21 protein-coding genes, 1 pseudogene and 1 riboswitch are annotated in these 21865 nt (G+C 51.4%); of the genes and pseudogenes, 3 read left to right on the top strand and 19 right to left on the bottom strand.

What is annotated here, in order from left to right; all coding sequences use genetic code 11:
* The first annotated feature begins 48 nt into the window (after positions 1-48).
* From DCCM_RS03860 to DCCM_RS03850, 3 genes are all read left to right on the top strand, one after another.
* Positions 49-1890, top strand: a complete 1842-nt coding sequence (locus DCCM_RS03860) for an Ig-like domain-containing domain (protein ID WP_104371141.1) — start codon at positions 49-51, stop codon at positions 1888-1890.
* A gap of 71 nt (positions 1891-1961) precedes the next feature.
* Complete coding sequence (gene pstB, locus DCCM_RS03855; protein WP_104371140.1) at positions 1962-2735, top strand: phosphate ABC transporter ATP-binding protein PstB; 774 nt, start codon at positions 1962-1964, stop codon at positions 2733-2735.
* 15 nt (positions 2736-2750) lie between these two features.
* The gene (locus DCCM_RS03850) at positions 2751-3983 is read left to right on the top strand and encodes a S1C family serine protease (protein WP_104371139.1); all 1233 of its coding nucleotides are present in this window, start codon (positions 2751-2753) and stop codon (positions 3981-3983) included.
* Between the two features lie 101 nt (positions 3984-4084).
* Here the strand turns inward: DCCM_RS03850 and DCCM_RS03845 are convergent, their stop codons facing one another.
* The 19 genes and pseudogenes from DCCM_RS03845 to DCCM_RS03755 all read right to left on the bottom strand — a co-directional run bounded on the left by DCCM_RS03845 (position 4085) and on the right by DCCM_RS03755 (position 21732).
* Complete coding sequence (locus DCCM_RS03845) at positions 4085-7297, bottom strand: fibronectin type III domain-containing protein (protein WP_104371138.1); 3213 nt, start codon at positions 7295-7297, stop codon at positions 4085-4087.
* A 93-nt stretch (positions 7298-7390) separates the two neighbouring features.
* Entirely contained in the window at positions 7391-8107 is a 717-nt protein-coding gene (locus tag DCCM_RS03840) for a stalk domain-containing protein (RefSeq protein ID WP_104371137.1), read from the bottom strand.
* 36 nt (positions 8108-8143) lie between these two features.
* Complete coding sequence (gene pstA / locus DCCM_RS03835) at positions 8144-9133, bottom strand: phosphate ABC transporter permease PstA (protein WP_104371136.1); 990 nt, start codon at positions 9131-9133, stop codon at positions 8144-8146.
* Complete coding sequence (gene pstC, locus DCCM_RS03830) at positions 9130-10092, bottom strand: phosphate ABC transporter permease subunit PstC (protein ID WP_104371135.1); 963 nt, start codon at positions 10090-10092, stop codon at positions 9130-9132. Before pstC ends, pstA begins: the two co-directional genes overlap by 4 nt.
* Before the next feature lie 84 nt (positions 10093-10176).
* A complete protein-coding gene (locus DCCM_RS03825; RefSeq protein WP_104371134.1) occupies positions 10177-11028 on the bottom strand; it encodes a phosphate ABC transporter substrate-binding protein in 852 nt (283 codons plus the stop codon).
* 137 nt (positions 11029-11165) lie between these two features.
* Complete coding sequence (locus DCCM_RS03820; protein ID WP_104371133.1) at positions 11166-11825, bottom strand: stalk domain-containing protein; 660 nt, start codon at positions 11823-11825, stop codon at positions 11166-11168.
* Positions 11826-11986: 161 nt separating this feature from the next.
* On the bottom strand, positions 11987-12706 hold the full coding sequence (locus DCCM_RS03815) for an S-layer homology domain-containing protein (protein WP_104371132.1): 720 nt from the start codon (positions 12704-12706) through the stop codon (positions 11987-11989).
* A gap of 16 nt (positions 12707-12722) precedes the next feature.
* On the bottom strand, positions 12723-13517 hold the full coding sequence (locus DCCM_RS03810) for an S-layer homology domain-containing protein (RefSeq protein WP_104371131.1): 795 nt from the start codon (positions 13515-13517) through the stop codon (positions 12723-12725).
* Positions 13518-13739: 222 nt separating this feature from the next.
* Positions 13740-13919, bottom strand: coding sequence for a hypothetical protein (locus DCCM_RS03805; RefSeq protein ID WP_104371130.1), 180 nt, complete (start codon positions 13917-13919; stop codon positions 13740-13742).
* Between the two features lie 71 nt (positions 13920-13990).
* The gene (locus tag DCCM_RS03800; RefSeq protein WP_104371129.1) at positions 13991-14200 is read right to left on the bottom strand and encodes a hypothetical protein; all 210 of its coding nucleotides are present in this window, start codon (positions 14198-14200) and stop codon (positions 13991-13993) included.
* A gap of 129 nt (positions 14201-14329) precedes the next feature.
* Positions 14330-14412, bottom strand: a riboswitch (cyclic di-GMP riboswitch).
* 175 nt (positions 14413-14587) lie between these two features.
* Positions 14588-15139: a 2-oxoacid:acceptor oxidoreductase family protein gene (locus DCCM_RS03795; protein ID WP_104371128.1), complete on the bottom strand. Its 552-nt coding sequence runs from the start codon at positions 15137-15139 to the stop codon at positions 14588-14590.
* The gene (locus DCCM_RS03790) at positions 15132-15974 is read right to left on the bottom strand and encodes a thiamine pyrophosphate-dependent enzyme (RefSeq protein ID WP_174705134.1); all 843 of its coding nucleotides are present in this window, start codon (positions 15972-15974) and stop codon (positions 15132-15134) included. Before DCCM_RS03790 ends, DCCM_RS03795 begins: the two co-directional genes overlap by 8 nt.
* Positions 15974-17116 carry a 2-oxoacid:acceptor oxidoreductase subunit alpha gene (locus DCCM_RS03785; protein ID WP_104371126.1) on the bottom strand — a complete coding sequence of 381 codons (1143 nt, stop codon included), beginning with the start codon at positions 17114-17116 and terminating at the stop codon, positions 15974-15976. The genes DCCM_RS03790 and DCCM_RS03785 overlap by 1 nt, the downstream gene beginning before the upstream one ends.
* A gap of 4 nt (positions 17117-17120) precedes the next feature.
* Positions 17121-17330 (bottom strand): 4Fe-4S dicluster domain-containing protein, encoded by a 210-nt coding sequence (locus tag DCCM_RS03780; RefSeq protein WP_104371125.1) that lies wholly within the window; start codon positions 17328-17330, stop codon positions 17121-17123.
* Between the two features lie 317 nt (positions 17331-17647).
* Positions 17648-18067 (bottom strand): GNAT family protein, encoded by a 420-nt coding sequence (locus DCCM_RS03775; RefSeq protein WP_104371124.1) that lies wholly within the window; start codon positions 18065-18067, stop codon positions 17648-17650.
* A 124-nt stretch (positions 18068-18191) separates the two neighbouring features.
* Entirely contained in the window at positions 18192-19340 is a 1149-nt protein-coding gene (yhbH, locus tag DCCM_RS03770; protein WP_104371123.1) for a sporulation protein YhbH, read from the bottom strand.
* Between the two features lie 68 nt (positions 19341-19408).
* Positions 19409-19915, bottom strand: a pseudogene (prkA, locus tag DCCM_RS03765) (ATP-dependent protease PrkA); the annotation flags it as partial.
* The gene (locus DCCM_RS03760) at positions 19899-21467 is read right to left on the bottom strand and encodes a recombinase family protein (protein ID WP_104371122.1); all 1569 of its coding nucleotides are present in this window, start codon (positions 21465-21467) and stop codon (positions 19899-19901) included. The gene DCCM_RS03760 and the pseudogene prkA, both read right to left, overlap by 17 nt.
* Complete coding sequence (locus DCCM_RS03755; RefSeq protein WP_104371121.1) at positions 21439-21732, bottom strand: hypothetical protein; 294 nt, start codon at positions 21730-21732, stop codon at positions 21439-21441. The genes DCCM_RS03760 and DCCM_RS03755 overlap by 29 nt, the downstream gene beginning before the upstream one ends.
* Positions 21733-21865 lie beyond the last annotated feature (133 nt).

Raw genomic sequence — 21865 nt, 5'->3', positions numbered from 1 at the left:
CCCTCCCTTTTATTATTTTCATAAATTAAAATATGCGGAGTGGTGGCAATGATATTGTTGTCTGGCAATATTTTTAAGCGCATTCAATATGCGTTTATTATTTCTGCGCTGTTGCTATTATTATTGCGGCCGGAAACAGTTTCCGGCAGTATTCCAACCCTTTCCCTCAGTCCAATTATCGCCCCCCCGGGAACACCGGTTACCATAACCGGAACAGGATTTCCGGCTAATAAATCCGGAGAAGCCTGGTTTGACACCAACATGGACGGCATACAAAATGCCTCTGAGCCCTATGTGTCTGCCGGCACCGACGGAAACGGCGTGTTAACAGCCACGGGAGAACTGACCGTCCCCGGCGCGCCTCCGGGGTACTACCCTGTCAGGGTTAGACTGTCCGTGGAAAGCGGGCACCTGGAGACTTACAATCTGTTTAATATCAGCCGGCCGAATATTGCCATAGGTCTTAGCAGCGGCCCGCCGGGGACCGCTATAATTATCAGCGGCTCTGACTTTGCTCCCAATGAATCCGGCTGGGCCTGGTTTGACACTAATAAGAATTATACAAAAGACGTGGATGAACCTGCCATGTGGGTAACTCCCGACGAAAATGGTGAATTTAAGGCCACCTTAACCATACCCAATGTGGCGCCGGATTCTTACCCCGTATTGGTTGATCTCCCTAATGACGGCAATAATGACAGTTGGACAACTTTTAATGTTGTTTCGCAATTCATTGTTACCCCGGCTGGCGGTATCCCGGGCACGGTGATATCCGTTGCCGGTCTGGGTCTTGGTTTAGGAACCGCATGGTTTGATTCGGACAATGACGATTTAGTTGATGCTAATGAACCTAGTGTAACGGTTAACGAGGTAAATGGCAGAATAACGGCCTCCCTGGTTATACCCAACGTGCCCCAGGGAACCTACCCTGTAAAATTAAGTATAAATAATACTGTTCAGTGTACGGTAAATTTTACGGTTAAAGGTCCTTCCTTGTACTTAAATACCAGCAAGGGCCTGCCGGGACAGTCCTTGGTCGTCAACGGCAGGCTTTTTCCGCCGAATACCACCGGCAGGATATGGTTCGACTCCAACAGGAACTCCGTCAAGGATGCCGACGAATTGGACAAGAAGGTAAGCACAGGCAATTCAGGGGATTTTACAACAAGCATTTACATACCCGGCGTCCAGGCCGGAGTATATGCCCTAAGGGCTGAAATACCGGAGGGCGCGGCGTCTAAACCGGCGGTTTCGGTTACCGTAATGCCCGCCGCCACCCTGACCCTAAGCCTGAACAGCGCCCCGGCCGGCACCATTGTGGTGGTCAACGGCAAGGATTTTAATGCCCGCACTGCGGGGATTGTATGGTTTGACACCAACGGAAACGGCAAAAAGGACAATAGTGAAACATCGGTAAAAGCGGTGACCGAGGAGCGCGGGAGCTTCAGGGCCGTATTAACGGTGCCCCTTACGGCAAAACCCGGAGCCTACTGTATATATGCGGACATACCGGCCTGGGGCAAACCCGAGGCCTGGACAGACTTCTTCGTTAACGGCGTTAACCCCGCCTACCCTGGTGAATTGGATGTCAGCAGTGTTACACCGTTCGACGGAGCGGTATATGTTCACCGCCTCCCCACCATAAAGCTGATGTTCAACACCATAGCCGTTAAGGGACCGGACTTCGGCTCCATAGGCCTTTCGGACGAAGACGGCAATTCGGTGAAGGTGAACGTTACCATGTCCGGGAAGACCGTAAGCATCCGCCCGGTGGGATTGCTAAAAGGGGGAAAAACCTACGTGCTGCTGGTTCCCGCCCTGTCCGCGCTGGATACCAAGGGTTCAGGCATGGCGGAGGACTTTATAATAACATTTAAAACCAGGCTATAGTTATAGTTTTTAAGCTGGGGACATTACTTCCCGGCAAAGTATACCCCGACCTTAAAAGGAGGAAATAAAGGGTGCAGGAAAAAGAAAATCATTCCAAAATAACCGTAAGCAATGTTTCAACCTGGTATGGGGCGCAAGCCGTGCTGAAAGATATTAACATGAAGATTCGCGAACGTGCCGTAACGGGCTTTATAGGCCCTTCCGGGTGCGGGAAAAGCACTTTTTTGCGCTGCCTGAACAGGCTTAATGATCTGGTGAATTACTTTCGCATTGAGGGTGAAATAACCCTTCATGGCGAGAATATTTACAGCCCCGACACGGACGTGGTTTTGATGCGCCGTAAAATAGGCATGGTATTTCAACAGCCCAACCCTTTTCCCATGTCGATATTTGACAATGTAGCCTTTGGCCCCCGGGAACACAACCGGAGGATTAATAAAAAAGAGCTGGAGGACATAGTGGAAGAAAGCCTCAAAAAGGCCAATCTATGGAATGAGGTATACCTTAAATTAAACGACTCCGCCTTAAACCTTTCCGGCGGGCAGCAGCAACGGCTGTGCATTGCCAGGGTGCTGGCGGTAATGCCTGAAATAATTCTCTTTGACGAACCTTGCTCCAGCCTGGATCCAGCGTCAACCGCAAAAATCGAAGAGCTTATGACGGAGCTTAAAAACTCCTACAGCGTGGTGGTGGTCACCCACAATTTGGGGCAGGCCAAACGGATTTCCGATTATATCGGCTTTTTTTTAAATGGCAGACTGGTTGAATACGGGCCGGCCCCGGAGATAATTAACAGCCCCCGGGAGAAAGTCACCAGCGACTATCTGGAGGGAAATTTTGGTTAGAGGTGGGAATCACAGTTGAAGCGTATTGGTAGTGTTATTGCCATGGCATCGATATTTATTGTGTCGTCCGTATCCCCGGCGGTTGCCGCAACAACGGCGGCGGCAACCAAAACAAGCATGAGCGCATACCTTTCCGCCGGGCCCGTTCAGTTCTCCCAATCCGGTCAGCCGTCGCTCCAGCCGGCCCAATCACAGGCCCCCGGCTCAAGACTTAATACTGTTGAAGTTGCCAAACAAGAAAAAGCCGTGGTCCGGGTTGTCTGCGGAAACGATTTATCAGCTGTACAGGGAAGCGGAGTAATAGTTGATACAACCGGATTGATAGTGACCAACTACCATGTTGTTGCAGGCCAGACCCATGGCAAGGTGGAACTATCCAATGGCAGCAGTTTCCCCATTCTGGGAGTGGTCGGTTATAACGAAGATATCGATCTGGCCGTTCTCAAAATTCAGCCCGGGGAACCCCTTCCCGCGGCCCAAATCAGGGACTCGGAAACTGTGGCGTTGGGAGAAGAGGTTATGGCTATCGGCAGCCCCCTGGGTTTACAAAACACCCTTTCAACGGGCATTGTAAGCGGGAAACGGGTTATCGGCGGAAACAGGAAGCTTCAAATCACTGCCGCAATTGATCACGGAAGCAGCGGCGGCGGGCTTTTTGACAAGGACGGAAAACTGATTGGCATAACTGATTCAGGATATGGCGAGGGTTCACTTAATTTCGCCATTCCCATCAACGAAGTGGCACCCATGCTCCGGGACGGCATGGTAACACCCCTATCCCAATTGAAACACACAGTTATTGATTTAACAAAGGATAAGCCTCTTCCCTCAGCCAATCTTTCTTATGCCAAATACAAAGACTACTTGACTAAAAACCACATGATTCAAGAATTCGGCAATAATAAAATTCAGTTTGGCCAGTGCTTTGTGTATGAGAACAAGGGTACCGCATATGTATTGTTTGAAATGAATACTCTTAATTATAATTTATGGCTAAAAACTCTAAAGGCTGGTGACACATCGGATATCATCAAATTCGTTGAAGCCGTCGGCGTGCTTACCAAAACCCTCTATCCCCAAAAGAACATCGCAGTGGTAATCACTTTGTACGACCATTTTAAAGACAAACCGGACTGGTGCCCGGCTGAATATTTGAACTGGAACTCAAAAATGAAACAATGGGAAATATTTATGACTCTGCTATTGGGAAAAGATAGCGGCGGCAGCTTCACGGTGGAATTTTTTTAATAGTTGCCCAATATCCCGGCAAAGCAAAGGAAAAAAAATAAACCCCGCCAAAGCGGGGTTTTAATATTGCCTTATTGATCTGCCCGTCGCCCGGCGGCGTTCTACGAGCCGGCCGGGATTGCGCTGGCCTGATTGGAATTACCGCTGTCCCCGTTAGCGTTACTGGCCTTTACCACAAAGTAGTAGGCCGTCCCGTTGGCAAGTCCGTCCACCGTATAGCTTGTGCCGGGCACACCCGTGGCAATCTGCGTGTAAGGCCCGCCGGAGGATTGGTATACCTTGTAGCCCGCAGCCCCGTCCGCCGGGTCCCAGTTCAGCGTCACCTGGCCGTTTCCGGCCGATGCCCTCAGCCCGCCGGGAGCCCTTGGCGGCCCCACCGGGGTTGCGCTTACTTGATTGGAATTTCCGCTGTCTCCGTAAGCATTATTGGCCTTTACCACAAAGTAGTAGGTTGTCCCGTTGTCAAGACCGCCCGCCGTGTAACCGGTGCCAACCACACCTGCCGCTATCCGGGTGTACGGCCCGCCGGACACTCCCGCCCGGCATACCTCGTAGTCCGCCGCCCCGTCCACCGGGTTCCAGTTCAGTGTCACCTGACTGTTTCCGGCCGTCGCTATCAGTCCCGCCGGCGCGCCCGGGGGACCCGCCGGGGTTGCTCTCACCTGATTGGAATTCTCACTGCTTCCGTAAACGTTACTGGCCTTTACCACAAAATAATAGGTTATCCCGTTGGTAAGTCCCACCTCCGTATAACTTGTCCCGGTCTCTCCCGAGGCTGCTTGCGTGTACGGCCCGCCGGATTTCTCCCCGCGGAATATTTTGTAGCCCGTCGCCCCGTTTACCTTGTTCCAGGTTAGCGTCACACAGCCATTTCCCGCCGACGCTGTCAGACCTGTGGGCACATTGGGAAGAGACTGCCCCACCGGAGCCGCTTTCACCTCATTTGAATTATTACTGTCACCATAGGCATTAGTGGCCTTTGCCACAAAGTAATATATGGCCCCGTTGGTGAGTCCGTCCGCGGTATAACTTGTCCCGGCCACCCCCGAGGCTATCAGGGTATACGGCCCGCCGGATGATCCCGCGCGGTATACCTTGTAGCCCGTCGCCCCGGTTACCTGGTTCCAGCTTAATGTAACCCGGCCGTTTCCGGCCGTGGCTTTAAGCCCTGTGGGCGCCCTGGTGGTGGGCAGACCAATAGGGTCTTCTTTAACTTTATTTGAATACTCACTGTCTCCATTGGAATTACTGGATTTAACCATAAAGTAGTATGTTTCCCCGTTGGTTAGCCCGTCCACGGTATAACTTGTACCAGCCACCCCTGAAGCCACCTGATTGTAATGTCCGCCCGATGATTCCGAATAAAATATCTTGTAGCCCGTGGCCCCGGCCACCGGGTGCCAGCTCAGTGTCACACAGCAATTTCCGGCCGTGGCTTTAAGCCCCGTGGGCGCATCCGGCCTGGGCGGAGCCTCGGGAGTGGCTTTAACTTGACTGGAATTTTCACTATCTCCATATGAGTTACTGGCCTTTACCACAAAATAATATTTTGTCCCGTTGGCAAGTCCGCCCACTGTGTACGTCGTCCCTTTCACCCCCGCGGCCGCCTGGGTATAAGGCCCGTTGGAGGAGGTGGTGCGGTATACCTTGTAGCCCGTAACCCCGGCCACGGAATTCCAGTTCAGCGTCACCAGGCCATTCCCGGCCGACGCCGTCACCCCCGTGGGCGCGCCCGTGGGTCCCACCGGGATTGCGCTCACCTGGTTCGAATTATTGCTGTCACCATAAGAATTATTGGCCTTAACCACAAAGTAGTAGGTAGTGCGGTTGTTAAGACCGTCCACCGTGTAACTTGTCCCTGCCACCACTGACGATATCCGGTCGTAGGGTCCCCCGGACGACTCCCCGCGGTATACCCTGTAGCCCGTGGCCCCGGTCACCTGGTTCCATTTAAGGGTTACCTTGCTGTTCCCGGCCGACGCTGTCAGCCCCGTTGGCGCGCCGGCGGGGCCCTCCGGAATCGCGCTCACCTGAATTGAATTGGCGCTGTCCCCATAGTTATTGCTGGCCTTTACCACAAAGTTATATTTCACACAGTTGGTAAGTCCTTCCACCGTATATCTCGTATTATCAACCCCTGAGGCTATTTGTGTTCCATTACGGAATACCTTATAGCCGGTCGCCCCGTCCACCGAATCCCAGTCCAGCGACACCCGGCCCTTTCCGGCCGACGCTTCCAACCCCGCCGGCGCCCCCGGCGGACCCTCCGGGGTTTCTTTCTCCCGGCTGGAATAATCGCTGTCACCGTTTACATTGCTGGCCTTTACCGCGAAGTAATAGTTTTTCCAATTGGTAAGCCCGCTCACAGTGTAGCTTGTTCCGGTCACCCGCGAGGCTACCTGGGTGTACTGCCCGTCAGAGGATTCCGCGCGGTATACCTTGTAACCCGTAGCCCCGTTTACAGCCTTCCAGCTCAGTATTACCCGGCCATTTCCGGCCGATGTGGTCAATCCCGCCGGTGCTTTCAGCGGTGGTTTGGAAACTGTATTACTTACACTTCTCGCCCCGAAGGACGCCGGGACGCTGCCGTCCGCGGCTGTCAGCGAGCCCGCGCTATATGCCAGATTTACCGTGCTGCCGTAAGTTACAGGGTTATCCAGGGTCAATATAATATTATTGGCTCCCCCCTGGTCAAGCGCCGCGGCTGTCACCGGATCGTTTCTGCCGTTTACCAGTACCGTAAACTCTCTTTGTTTGCCGGCCGGATTAGCCATGCTCTTGTTAAATGTGAGCAGCAGCTTTTTCCCATCGGTACTTGTCATTGCATTAACCAGGGCCGGGGCTATAGCCGTTATTGGCCCATTTGACGCCTGGTCATTTATTACCGGCGCCGGAGTCGCTGATGTGATGGCCACGGTTTCAGTATTGCCATCCCAGTCAACCCCGGCGCCAAGGGCTTCACTCACAAAGCGAAGAGGCACCAGTGTACGACCGTTTACAACTTTTGCGGGAACGTCCAGAATGACTTCCGTATTATTTTTGTATGCCTTTCCGCCAATGACCAGTGTGATAGCCACCTGGCCCTTTGTCGCGGTAACTGTCTGCGTTGCTCCATCCCAGCCAACATTTGCCCCCAGTGCCTCGAATATGGCCCTGAGGGGAACCAGTGTCCTGCCCTCTTCAATTGTGGGCGGGACATCAAAATTAATTGCATTGCCATCCAAAACAACTTTGGGAGTTCCCGCCATTGCCGGGATACAGAAGGCAATAGTCAACAATACAATAAACAATGATAATGACAGCAGTTTTTTCATTGCTTAACCTCCTAAATGTTGGTGGAAAAAAGTCGCTGTCCCCCAAATAAAAACCCCGCCAGGGCAGGGTTTTAAATCTCCGGCCGTTTATGTTCAGTGGCCTCTGGGGCAAATCAGCGCCCCGCCCTTCCCGCTGCCGCAACTCACTGTAAACTCGTTAACTCCCTTTACACTGTAATTGAACTCCTTCAAACCGTCATCTTTAGATATTTTTTCTTTGGCCAGGGTTTTGCCGTCGGCTATTACTGTAAATTCGGCGGTATCCCCCGATTGACTGTCCGGTACGCCCATACTGAAGGTAACCGTCAGGTAACGCCCGTTCAGTTTCCAGCGCACATCGCCCAATGCGCCCGGAACTAAGGCATAACCCTTTGGATACCCGATTGCGCTTATTTTTACAGGCTGTTTAATTTTTCTGCCGGTAAAAGCGGGCAATTCACCAACCATATCGGTGCCGCTGGGGTGTATCCCTATATATACCGTATTTTCTTCTTCGACCCAATCAACGGGGTAGCCCAGGGACTCGGCCAGAAATCTGACCGGCACGTAAATCCGGCCGCCTTTATTTATCACCGGCACGTCACTGGTGGTTTCGACGTTGTCCACAATCACCGTAAGAGGCCTGCTGGTGGCCTCTTCCGCCACACCCTCTGTTCCTGTTTCAATACCGCTCTCCAGGATATCAGTCTCTCCGGCCGGTTCTTCGGGCAGGGCCGGCGGCACCCAGACAATATAAGGCAGTGCCGCCACCAACAGCACCAGGACTGACAGACCACATATTTTAAGCCTGTATTTTGCAAAAAGCTCCATTATTCTTCACCTCCCATCTCAATAATTTACTTTATATCAAATCCGGGAGGGTATATCCTCAATTATGTTTTCACCATCGCACTCTGCCCCCCGGGCATTGAACAGCCTTGACTTAATCCTGGACAGCCGGCTGACGTAATTGGCAACCGCGTTTAACAGCAGAATCATCAGTATTAATACCAGGGCGGCGCCGTAGGCCCTGTCGGCATTATTCCCCTCACCCACCGGGGATGCGTAGTAAATATAAGAAGACAGGGTGTTGCCGGCACTGCGCAGGGTAGCCGCCCAGTTCTGGGGCTGCCACCAGTTTTCCGGCCCGCTGTATGTTATAGTGGCCCCCAGGCAGAACCAGACGATGGCAACATCCGAGGCGATGCGCCCCACCCCCAGAACCGCCCCTGATACTATCCCCCTGTAAGCGGCGGGCAACACCACCTTTTGAATGGTGCGCCACTTGCTTACCCCCAGGGCATAGGCAGCTTCCCGGTAGGTATGGGAGACGGCCATAATGGCCTCCTCCACAGATTTTGTAACATACGGCAGCACCATCACGGCCATGGTGATGGAGGCCACCAGATAACTGCGGCCGAATGCCTTGCCGTTTTCCACCCCCTCAATCTTAATGCTTAAAAACGACAATTCGGGATAACTGAATATAACCAGCCCGAATAAAGCAATCACTATGGTAGGCACTCCCGCCAGAACGTCGTTGCCTATTCTTAAAATATAAGCCGGCCAGTTGTCACCGGCGTATTCGGCGTAATATACGGCCATGGCCGCCGCCCAAGGCAATGCCAGCAGCATCCCCAGGGTAACGAGTCCCAGGGTCCCCAGCAGAGGACTTAATATTCCCCCGGCCAACCCGTCCCCCAATAACGACATTTCCGGGGATTTGCTGATAAAATCCCAGTTAAGGGCAGGCGCGCCCCTTACAGCTATATATATTAAAATACCCAAACATATGGATGTGGTCAGGATACCCGACAACCAGCAAAACAGCCGTCCGACTCCCATTTCCCTTTTCACCTTGACCTGCCCCCTTTCAAGTTGGGCCTGTTAATCAGCTGGGCCAGCAGGCTGAAAATAATGCAAATGAATAAAATCACCGAAGCGCAGGCAAAGAGGGCCGATTCCATGTTCGCCTTGCCCAATACCTCGGAGTTTATAAAAACATTGGCAGCCAGGGTACGTACGGGCTCCAAAAAGAACAGCAGCCCGTGGGCGGGATTGGGCAGAAAGGCCACCCCCCCGGCAACCATGGCCATGGCTATGAACTCGCCGGCAGCCATGCCGGCCGCCATTATCCCCCCGGCCAAAATACCTCTCCTGGCCACCGGTATCATTATCTTTACAATGGTCCGCCAGTGGGAAACTCCCAGTGCCAGGGAGGCGGCCTTGTAAGCCAGGGGCACCGTCTCCAGGGCGTCGGTGGCCAGTATCACAAAGATAGGGGTTATCATAATCCCCAGCACCATTATTCCGGCCAGCAGGCTTGTACCGTCCAGTACGCAGATCCGCACCATCTCCAGGGCCAGTTGATCACTGATCAGGCTCTGAACCAGCGGCACAACCGTAGTGTAACCCACCACCCCGTATATCACCGGGGGAATACCCGCCAGCAGGCGAACACAGGCCTCCACCGGCCGGCGCAGCCGGGGGGGGCAAAATTCCGCCAAAAACACGGCACAGCCCATTCCCAGCAAGCCTGCCACCAGCAGCGCGCCCCCGGTGGTGAGCAGGGTGCCGGCGATTAGCTCCACGGCGCCAAACCGCCAGATTTCCTGTCCGGGAGCAGCCGTCCAGGCCGAGGTAAATTGCCCGTCCCAGCCGCCGGTTGTAAAAAAAGACAGCCCGCTGGCCTTCAATACAGGCAGGCCGTTGCTGAATATGTAGAATATAACAAAAAAAATTACCAGACTGCCCGCCACAGTAAAAATAAACAGCATTTTTTCAATTAATGTTTCGGCTATAGGTATTTTTCTCATTATTCACCCCTGCCAGGATAAGGCACCTGCCCTGTATATCAAGGCAGGCGCCCATTTAAACCTGTTCAATATTTATTTTCAAATTTATTTCTTGGGCTTTTGCGAAACCGCAATCCATTCCGTGGAAACTATTTTCTGTCCGGCGGCGGAAAGGGCATAATCGATAAAGGATTTGGACAGGCCGATGGCCGGTCCATTGGTTACCATGTTCAGGGGCCTTACGTATTTGTATGTTCCGGCAATTGAGTTTTGCACGGTGGCGGCAACGCCGTCCAGGGCCACAGCCTTCACGGTGGTTTTTACATAGCCCATGGAGCAAAAGCCGATGGCATTGACGTCCTTGGCCACCGCCGCCACCATCAGTGCGTTGGATTCATGCTGCTTGGCGGTGGCTACCATTGTGGCGGTGCCTTGCACCTGTGTGGACGGCTCACCCATGAAGGATTCGTTGAAGAAATCCATGGTGCCCGAGGGAGAGGTGCGGATGTTTACAAATATGGGGGCGTTTTTACCGCCCACCGCGCTCCAGTTGGTGATTTTGCCGGTGAAAATCTGGTTTACCTGCTCCTTGGTCAGAGCTTTTACGGTGTTCTTGGGATTAACAATGACGCAAATGGCGTCATAACCTATGGTATTGGCCACCAGGCCCGCGGGATCGCCAGTCTTTAACGCCCTGGAGGCATTGCCTATATTCACTTTGCCTTCGGAAACGTCTACAATGCCAACGCCGGAGCCGCCGCCGGCAATGGTAATCTGCACACCGGGATTAGCCTTGGTAAATTGCGCCTTCAGTAATTCGGCCACGGGTTGCACAGTGGTGGAGCCGCTCATGGTAATGGTGCCCGACAGGGTTGCCGCGGGAGCCATAGTGGCAAACATTGTCAGGCTGAAAGCCACCAGCATAAAAATAGCAGTTAATTTAGTTAACCTTTTCATTAGTCAAACCACTCCTTTTCAGGTTGGGGGGACACACTTGGCTAAATTCCTTAACCCTGAATCAATTGGGAAAGGAATGTCCCCAATTATCATTTAGCCCTATTCTTTTTAAAAGCGGCGCCCAATGTGCCTTAAGCTCAGGTTTGGCTGCCCCGGGGATTTATCAGCACTCCCCCGGGCCCGTCATGGTATTTAACGGTCAACACCTTTACACCGCTCACATTGAAGGTAAATTTTTTTAAACCGTCTTCCTTGTTAACAATCTCCTGGGCGACGATTTTACCGTCCGCCAGCAGCGTGAACCCCACGGACTGTCCCCTCTGGCCGTCCGGCATGCCGAAGCTGAAAGTGACACTGTCGATTATTCCTTTTAAGCTCCAGCGAACAATGTTTTTTTCATCTATCTTAAAGCCGGCGGCATAACTTTTAGCCTTTACCTTCACGGGGCTGGCCAGGGACTTTCCGGTAAAGGCCGGCAACTCCCCGACCATCTCCACCCCTGCTTGGGGAATCCCCATGCGCACGCTCCTGGTTTTCGGCTCCCATTTGAATGGATAGCCCAGTATATCGGCCACGAACCGATCAGGCAGATAGACCCGGCCGCTCATCATGATGGGGGGAATATCGCCGGCCACTTCTATGCCGTGGACAACCACGGTAACCGGCTGATTTTCCTGTGCCAGACCGCGGCCGGAACCTGGCACAAGGACCGCCAGGGCCAGGACCACAGCTATAACCATGGCCGGCATGAGCGGTCTATTCAGTTTTGGCACGGAAATTCCAACCGGAACCTTCATTGCCGGATTCCCCTTTAAATCATTATTGTTTAAGAGTCTTCAGAGTCAATTTACCGGCCTGGCATTCCCGGCGGCGCCGGGCGGGGGGCAAGAAACCACCCGCCCGGGCTGCCTTGCCGGATATTCGCTTTATTCTTCTTTTATTTTGCACCACCGAAAACTTAGCAGCCTTTCCTGGCGGTGTTCAGCATGTTGCACATTTCAGCCATGGTAACAGGGTATCGTGCCCGGATATAGAGGTTGTAATCACCACCGGCATCCTTGTAACTGCCTCCGGGTTCGTACACTTTGTATCCTTTAAGCAGTTTCTGGTCCACAGCCACAGCCACCAGGTGCAGCAGTCCCGGGGACACGCTCCGGTAATCCTTAAAAATCACCGCTATACCGGCGGGGTCCACCGCTTTCCGGTTAAGACCGGTGGCCCTGACTGTGGCCGCCGCCAGGTCTTCCCTGGTGACCACGGCATTTGGGCGGAAGGAACCGTCGGTATAAACCGCCATATATGGCAGGGCGTTAAGGATTGACTGGTAAGCCCAGTGGGAACTGCTCACATCAGGCATCTCCACTTCTTTCCCCGGGGGCAGATTCAGACCGTTGGCCAGGGCGGAGGCAAGCTCTGCCCTGGTCACCGCTTTATCCGGTCGGATGGTATTGTCAGGATAAGCGCTGATGGCTTTGATGCCCAGCATTTCTTTAATATCTTCTTCAGCCCAGTTGCCGGCTATATCAACAGGTGCTTGATAACCGGGAAGCAAGGTTATGTCAGGAGCCCTCATATTGCCGGGCATTTCCAGGCCGGTGTCCGCCATTGCCGGGGAGGCACAGGCCAGAACGCTTAATAACAAGAGATACGCAATCGTAAGGCTGAAATTTTTCAGCAACTATACTCTCTCCCGATTATTCTTCTTCACCGCCGGCGATTTGGTTGCCCAGACCTACTTTAGCCCTGGCTTTGTCCAGCAGATAGCACATTTCACCCCTGGTCACCAAATCCTTGGCTTTGATATTCATTGTATCCACGTCTTCCGTTACATCATCAACGGTGCCTAATACACCGTCAGGGCCGGGAAGAGTTGTGGTGGTGGTTTCAACGATACCCTTGAGCAGTTTCTGGTCCACGGCTATAGCCACAAGCTTTTTCAAATCAGGGGAAACAGTTTTGGGGTCTTTAAAAACAATATCTATAACGTTGGGATCAATCCTTTTATTGTCCAGTCCGGCGGCTTTCACAATGGCTACAGCCACTTCTTCCCTGGTAATTGGAGCCTCGGGGCGGAAGGAACCGTCCGGGAAGGCGGCCAGATAAGGCATGGCGGTGGCGATGTTTTGAGCGGCCCAGTTGTCGCTGCTTACGTCAGGCAGTTCCACTTCCTCCCCTTTGGGCAGATACATGGCGTTGGCCATGGCGGTGGCAAGCTCGGCTCTGGTCACAGGTTTGTCCGGATAGAAATTCCCGTCGGGATAACCGGTCACAGCCTTAATGTTAACCATATCTGTGATTTCACTTGCCGCCCAGTGGTCTGCGATGTCTAACGGCAGTGTCACTCCAGGTATAAACGTGGGGTCCATTTCGTAAAAACCTTCGGGCATGGAATCATACGCCGCCAGGGCGGGAGCGGCAAAGGCCAGGGTGCCCAGCGTAAAGAGGGATACGGTAGCCATGCTTAATTTTTTCTTCACGGAAGTTTTCATTTTAAATTCTCTCCTTTTTAAAAAAATTTTTAATAGATTTTCATTGGGTCTCCGGGATAATGGGTTTATTGGGATAACAGGTTACTCGGATATGAATGTCAAAAAGATTATTCGGTTTTTGGCTGGCCCGTACAGTACCAGGCCTAATCCCCTTTATGGTCATTCCCACCTCCATATAATTGATTCTAAAAGCAACCCCCGGCAAAAAGCGGGAGGGTGGCCTTACGGCTTTAACCTCCCGCTGTCGGGTTTATCGGCTGGCTCAAAGTTTTCTATTATCTGGCCCCGGGTGACATTACCCTTGTGGATTATAAAAACCAGTTGGCCATATTTTAGGGCGTTTATTTTTTCCTTGTACTTGCCAATCTCAATAATCAATTGGTCAGTTATTCTGCCATGCATCTACTTTCCTCCATGGCCCGGGCATTAGCACCAAACGCAACCACTGTTATCTAAAAAATTAAAGCGGGAGATCAAAGCCGTTTTGGCTTCGACCTCCCGCTGTCGGGTCTATCGGCCGGCTCAAAATTTTCAGTTATCTGCCCCCGGGTCAGAATACCCTTATGCACTACAAAAACCACCTGGCCGAATCTTAAGGCCTCTATTCGCTCCCTGTGTTTTTCGATTTCCGATAATAGCTGCTCGGTTAGTTTACTTTGCGTCTGCGCTCCTCCGGCAATCAAATCGCTGGCCCTCCATTCAATAACCCGAATAAAATACCATGGGTATGCAACTCCGATTAGCCGTTTATTAAGAGCTTAAGAACTGTACTGCATTATAAGGAAAAAAAAATACGAATATAAAGATATAATATCCGTATGGCCGGTTGCACTACTGGCTCCGTACAGTTCAAGTGCCCAGATACAAACTGTACTTCATCACCTCTCATGTAATTTTATTAAACCCGGTATGGATTAATTTTAATTCCTTTCCAGTCTGTAAATTACTGTCATAAATTCAGCTTGGACTTTTATCCCGTCCATGTATACATAATAGCCAGCCCTTGTTAAGTATAAAACATATTTAATATTAAAATGTGGTTAAATATGTAATTTTTTATTGGACATTTACTACAAAATATCGCTATTTTTAGCTAATTTTCGCCCCAGCTCAAGGGCTAATATATTCTTTTCAAGACTGCCTGAAGGCACCCTTTCCTCAACAGCTTTTTGAACATTATCCCGGCCTATAACGCCGGATACCTGGATCAAAGCCCCCAAAGCCACCATATTGGCCATCATTTCCTTACCCAAGCCATCTCTGGCTGTGTCACTGATGGGAATGGAATAGAGCCTGACCCCGTCCGGGCGGGGAAAATCCGCCACGTAAGAACTGTCCAGAATAACCAGGCCGCCCTTTTTTACCCTGTGTAAAAATTTGTCGCTGGCTTGCTGGCTCATGGCCAGCAGTATGTCCGGATTACTGATCTTCGGGTAATCCAGTTCCTCTCCCCCAATAATAACCTCCGCCCGGCTGGCCCCCCCTCTGGCTTCCGGACCGTAGGACTGGCTCTGCACTACGCTTTTGCCTTCCCTGATGGCGGCATCCGCCAGTATAATCCCGGCCAGAATCATACCCTGCCCCCCTGAGCCGCTTAAAATTATCTCCACTCTTTCATTCATTGCCCTTCCCCCTGTTATCATTGTCGCAACCGGCCCGGGAGGACATGCCCAGATACATTTCCATAAAGTCGGGGGCCTGGTTTTTGTATAATACACCTATGGGGAATTTCCCCTTTGCATCTCCGGGAGGCAAATCTATGAACTTTTCCGCCGGCAGGGCCGACTGTTTTTGCCATTGAAGCATGGCCGCGGGGTCGGCCATTTTGTTTTTTCTGCCAAATCCCGTGGGGCACTGGGATATTACTTCAATAAAGCTGAACCCTTTATTGGCTATGCCCTGCTCGATAAGATCGCTGGTAAGCCTGGAGTGGTACGCGGTGGACCTGGCCACAAAAGTTGCCCCCGCCGCCTCCGCAAGCCCTGTGAGGTTTAACTGCCTTTCCATGCTGCCGTAGGGAGAGGTGGCTGTTTTGCTGCCGGCCGGGGTGAGCGGCGAACACTGTCCGCCGGTCATTCCGTAAACACTGTTGTTAATTACCAGCACGTTTAAATCCATATTTCTGCGGGCGGCGTGAATTAAGTGATTTCCCCCGATGGCCGAAGCGTCGCCATCACCCATAAGCACAAAAACCAACAAATCCGGCCTGGCAAGCTTTATTCCCGTGGCAAAGGCCAGCGCCCTGCCGTGGGTGGTGTGGACGGTATTAAAATCAATATAGCTGACCGCCCTGGCCGAACAGCCGATGCCGCCCACAACCACCACTTCATCCCTGGATAAACCCATCCGTTGAACGGTCCTTAAAAAGGATTGCAGCACAATTCCGGTGCCGCAGCCGGGACACCACATGTGGGGCAGACTGCCCGGGCGAAAATAATCCATAATCAATTCAGGCATCAGGAAAACACCTCTTTTATCCGCCGGAATATCTCCAGCGGTGAAATCAATTCACCGCTGACCTTGCCCAGGGAAACAACCGGGCATCCGCCGGCATGCCGCTCAACCTCTCCGGCCAGCTGTCCGGCGTTCATTTCAGCCACGATTATACAGCGGACCCTGCGGGAAAGCTCCCGTATTTCCCCTGCGGGAAAAGGCCAGAGGGAAACCGGGCGCCACATCCCCGCCGGGATACCCTCCGCCCTGGCTTCCTTCACAGCCCTGCGGGCCGAGCGCGCCACGGAACCGTAAGCTACCACGACAATCTCCGCATCCTCCAGCATATAACCATCGGAGGTGTATATTTCACCGGCGTTATTATTAACCTTGCCCAGCAGCCGGGAAATCAAATCAGCGGCCACCCCCGGGTCGTTTGAGGGGATACCTCTTTGATCATGCACCAGCCCGGTTACATTAAAACGAAACCCCCTGCCAATGTCGGGAATGGCCGGCACTCCGCCGGCTTCCGGCCTGTAAGGCAAAAAGGAGCCGTTTTCTTCAGGGATTTTTTTTCTCTCAACGATCTCCATATTCTCCCGGGACGGGATTACGATTCTCTCCCTCAGGTGAGCCACAACCTCGTCCAGCAGGAGAATTACCGGAGTTCTGAATTTTTCGGCCAAATTTACAGCTTTTACAGTAAGATCGTGGGCCTCCGTCACGGAAGAGGGACACAGGGCAATCACAGGGTGATCGCCGTGTGTGCCCCACCTGGCCTGCATCACGTCTCCCTGGCCGGGGGCCGTGGGCATTCCGGTGCTCGGACCAAGCCTCATAACATTTACAATTACACAGGGCACCTCTGCCATAACGGCGTAGCCTATGTTTTCCTGCATCAGTGAAAAACCGGGGCCGCTGGTGGCGGTAATGGCTTTCATACCGCCCAGTGAAGCCCCGATAACCGCCGCGATGCTGGAGATTTCATCCTCCATCTGGATGAAAATCCCTCCCAGCGGAGGCAGTCTTTTGGCCATGTGTTCCGCTATCTCCGTGGAAGGAGTAATGGGATAACCGGCGTAGAACATCACGCCGGCTGACACAGCGGCCTCAGCCACAGCCTCGTTGCCCTGCATCAGCCGAGCCATGGGCACAACCCTGGCCATAATATCAGTCCTCCAGGTTAATGGCAAAGTCGGGGCAAAGCAGTTCACATTTACCGCACCCGGCACAGGCCAAGGGGTTGGCCGCCACGGCTTTTTTGCGGCTATCCACCACCAGAACCCTTTTGGGGCACATGGCCGCGCATATGCCGCACCCCTTGCAAAGCGCCTTGTTTATATAAACCGACGGTAAAGATTTAAACTTTTTCGCTTTCATTATTATCACCCCGCAATATCAGCTTATAACCAATAGTTAAGCAATTTACATACCAAGCCAAAAAAAACAAAACCCCCCGGGGGTTTTTGCCCGCAAACCGCGATATGGCTGCTTTTTTATTCTTTTTCATTATTGTCCGCCACCAAAGCATCTCATCATGAGACCGGGAAAGATTTTTTTTCTTTTATTTACCTGCTTATGCTATCTAAAAGCAATATCTCACATCGAGACAAAATCTCAAGGTGAGATATTAGAGAATGTTATAACAAGTTCATGCCCTCCGGACAAAAAGCTCCATCAATTTAATGATTTAAAAATTAAACCGCATTGGATATGTGACCCAGGGGAGCAACCTTGAAAAGTGAGGCGTGCCCCCTCCCCCTGCCCAGGGAAACCGGATTGTAACGACTCCAGAATCTGAAAGAAATCGGGCTGTTAACTTCCAAAACCAGCGGCATTTCAGGAAAACTGCCCCTTATATAATCCACCAGTTTTTTGGCGTACCCCTGGCAACGGTATTTATGCAGCGTCTCCAGAGTGGCCACACCCACCACGCCTTTCTCCTGGCACCAGTGTGGGTCCATTTCCCAGGCCATTCTGCAGACCAGCACCCCGTTTTCCACTATGCCTGTGAAATTACAGCCGGAAAAATCAGAAATCCAGGCAAAACTTAACAAGTCGTCGTTTTCGAAATCCAGGCAGTAAGGCGAATGGGGAGTTATGCTGATAATTTCCATATCTGACCGCCCTCAGTACAGTCTACTACCATTTACATTTACTTTTACTCAAAATGGCGGATACGTCAAGTGGAAATATTAAAAGGGGGTAGAAATACCCCCTAAAAATGACAGCAATAAATTTTTAGGCTCTGATTGTCTCCGGGCCGGGGCTGAAGAATTTTTTAAGGGCCGGATAAACACCTGTCTTATCCTTGATGGTTACAACGGTAAATTTCTGGTCGTTGACTTTTTTAAAGGCGGAGCGAAGGGTGCTGGTATAGTAATAAGGCCCTTCTATTTCCCCATAGCCCACCAGATTGCAAACCTGGAGCAATTCGCCAATATATTTGACACAATTATCGTTGTCAGAGGCCAGATTATCACCGTCGGAAAAATGGAAGGCGTAAATATTGTAATCCTGCGGGTTGTAGCTCTTTTCAATTATCTCCAGCGCCAGTTTGTAAACAGAGGAGCACCGGGTGCCCCCGCTGGCCCCCTTGGTAAAAAACTCCTCTTCCGAAGTCTCCTTGGCCTCAACGTGGTGAGCCAGGAAAACTATTTTTACATTCTGATATTTTGTTCTCAGGAATCTCACCATCCAGAAGAAGAAACTCCTGGCAATATATTTCTCGAACGGGCCCATGGATCCCGAGGTATCCATCATGGCCAGAACCACGGCGTTCGACTCATATTTATACGAAATATCCCAGGTTTTATAGCGCAAATCATCCTTGGTTATTTTACCCTCATAAGGCTCCCCTTTAAGGGCGGCCCGTTTAATGGATTCATAAAGGGTCCTTTTCCTGTCAATGTTGCTGCTTATGCCTTTCTTTCTGACATCTTTAAATTCAGGAGACTCCGAGGCCAATTCGGGTTTTTTCTTGTGCTCCAGGTTGGGCAGGCCCAGGTCTTCGAAAATAAGTTCCGCCAGTTCCTCCATGGTAATATCCGCTTCGTAATAGTCAACTCCCGGCTCCTCCCCGGCCCCTTTGCCCTTGCCGCTCCCCTGCTGGGGTTCGGAGTGCAGCACATCTCCCACCTTGCTTTTGCCATTGCCCTGACCGGCGTGTTTATTCTTTCCCTGATCAAAGCGAAAGTGAAATTCATCCAGCGACCTTATTGGGACTTTTACTATTTTTTGTCCGTCGCTCATGATAATGCTCTCTTCAGAAACAATGTCAGCCAGGTTTTTTTTGATTGCTTCCTTAACCTTCTCCTGGTGACGCTGCCTGTCGATTTCACCTTTGCGGTGCAGAGACCAATCGTCCCGGGAAATCGAGTAACTGGACATTTATCTATTCCCCCTGAAGGATTGATTGCAGGTTTAAAAGCTTCCCTCTTTTAGAGTCATGGTAAATTCTACCTGTTTAACAGGCTCCCCACATATTTCAGTAATTCATTGGCACAGATGGGACAGTAGCCATACTCATCCATGAGCTTGGCACTGACCTCGTTCATTCGTTTTAACTGTTCCGCGTCGGGAGTCTTGGTGGAAGTGGTTATCTTGACCACATCCTTTAGGTCGGTGAAAAGCTTCTTTTCCACCGCTTCTTTCAGCCGTTCATGGGATTTGTAGTCAAATTTCTTATTTTTGCGCGCGTAGGAAGACAGGCGGATTAAAATTTCTTCCCGGAAACTCTTTTTGGCGTTTTCCGAAATACCTATCTGCTCTTCGATGGATCTCATCAGTTTCTCATCCGGCTCCATCTCCTCGTCGGTGATGGGGTCTTTTAGCTTGACGCCATTGCAGTATGCCTCGACATTATCCAGATAATTGTCAAAGAGAACCTTGGCCGACTCCTCATACGAATAAACGAAGGCCTTCTGAACCTCTTTTTTGGCCAGTTCATCATATTCCCCGAGCGCAATACTGGCGATAAAAATTTTTGCTTCCGGCGTTATTCACTCCATCCACTGTTATCAGCGGGAATATGCGCATGTCGCCGTTCAACGTTACCTCAACCCTGGGAATAAGGGCTTGAATCAGCCTTCTTTGCTGCAGCCTGGACATTTCCCCGTCCAAATTGACCAGAGCCGCCAAATAGTCCGCAACGGTTCCGGTATCCAATTTGACACCGGCCAGAAGGTTTAACCGGCTCTGTACATTTTCAATCTCGTTAAAAATGTTTTTCATTTCGGACTCGATAGCCTTCTTTTTTTTGTTTAACATATCCCTGTCCCAATCATCTTCCAGAAAAAGCTTTAATAATTTTTCCTTCTTCAGGGCCAGCTGTTTTTCGGATTTATTAAGCCTCTCCAGCCGGGATAACAGGCCTTTTCTTTCTTTACCGGTATTTTTAAATCCTATCAATTTTCCGGCCACAGCCGGGCTGGAGCCGATTATCTTTATTGCTTCAATTATTCCGGCATCCACCGGTTCAACCCGGTGAACGGCTACGCAGCCCGGCTTTGACATGGTTGTGTTTCTTCCTCTGACCCTGTGCCGGTAGTAATAATAGCCGTAACGCTTGTTACCGTACCTGCTGCTTATTGGGACCACCTGCAATTTTTTACCGCACCCGGCGCACACCAGCACACCGGCGGCAAGTCCGGTCACTACATTTAACCTCTGCCACGTCCTTCCATTTTTTCGCCTCATCAATATTTTCTGGCAGCGGTCAAACAACTCCACGGGAACCGTAGGCTCAAATGCCGACTTGATATGGATGTCCCTGCCGTTTTCACAACGACGCAAATCACCCCTGTGAACAGGATGGCTGATAACTCTTATTACCGCGCAGGTATCCCAGAAGCTTCCTTCCGGGGAAGGTACACCCAGCCTGTTTAGTTCCTTTGCAATAATTCCGGAGCCATTTCCTTCCGCGTACATTGCAAATATCTGCTGCACCACCGGGCCGGTTTCAGGATCCACCGCCACCAGGGCCTTACCCCTGCTGTTTTTTATCTTTTTTCTGCCGTAAGGCGCTTTTCCGAACCAGCTACCGTTGGCCACCGCCTCCGCCCTGCCCCGCATCATGGCCTTTTTCAACTTCCGCCTTTGATGCCTGGCAAATAAATTAAAAACATCACTAACCAGTTCGTTATCTTCATCGGAGAAATCTATTGTTTGCACGGGGGTAACCAGTTTTACCCGAAATTCACGAATTTCACTTTTCAGCAGTTCCCAGTCAATGGGTTCCATTCTGGACAGCCTGTCTTGATCCACAACAAGTATTACACTGAATTTTCCGGCGGACATGTGGTCGCGGAGCTGATCCAGCCCTGGGCGCGCGGATTTGGAGCCGCTTATGGCATCCCTGTATATTTTATATATTTTATAACCATGACGCGCCGCCAGCTCCACCAGTTCCTTTTCCTGTCCTCCCAGGCTCCACTTTTGCAGATCCTCATCCGTACTTATACGTATATAAGCCGCCGCCACATCCGGCTCAGTCAGCTTTCTTTTTTCTTTTTTCATCTGACGGCTTTACCCCCTCCATGACACATTTATCCTGCGCCATGGGGCTTATTTCCTCCCAGATGTCGTCTATGCTGCTTTTTCCTGTGCCCCAGGCTATCAGGGCCTCCAGGGCCTCCTCCCGGTAACCGGCCATTGCCGCTGCCGCCAGTAACCTGGGAAGATTAACCCGTTTAAACACTTGTTTGTGTAAAATATCCGCGGCAATCTCAAGCCCGTATTCATCCTGTTCTTCACCGGCACTGGTTATCACTGTCTCAGGCACGCCCGCATCCTCCCTCCGGTCTTTTTGTTAGTTACTCTATGAAATAATCGGTTTGTCCAATAACCAAAAATTAAAGCCGGAATAAATATAAGTGAGCATTGGGTTCGGATGGGGTTGTTCCCCTGCCGAACAT

Source organism: Desulfocucumis palustris, assembly GCF_002933875.1.
GTDB classification, from domain to species: Bacteria; Bacillota; Desulfotomaculia; order Desulfotomaculales; family Desulfocucumaceae; genus Desulfocucumis; species Desulfocucumis palustris.
This window is presented reverse-complemented; position numbering and strand designations above follow the sequence as displayed.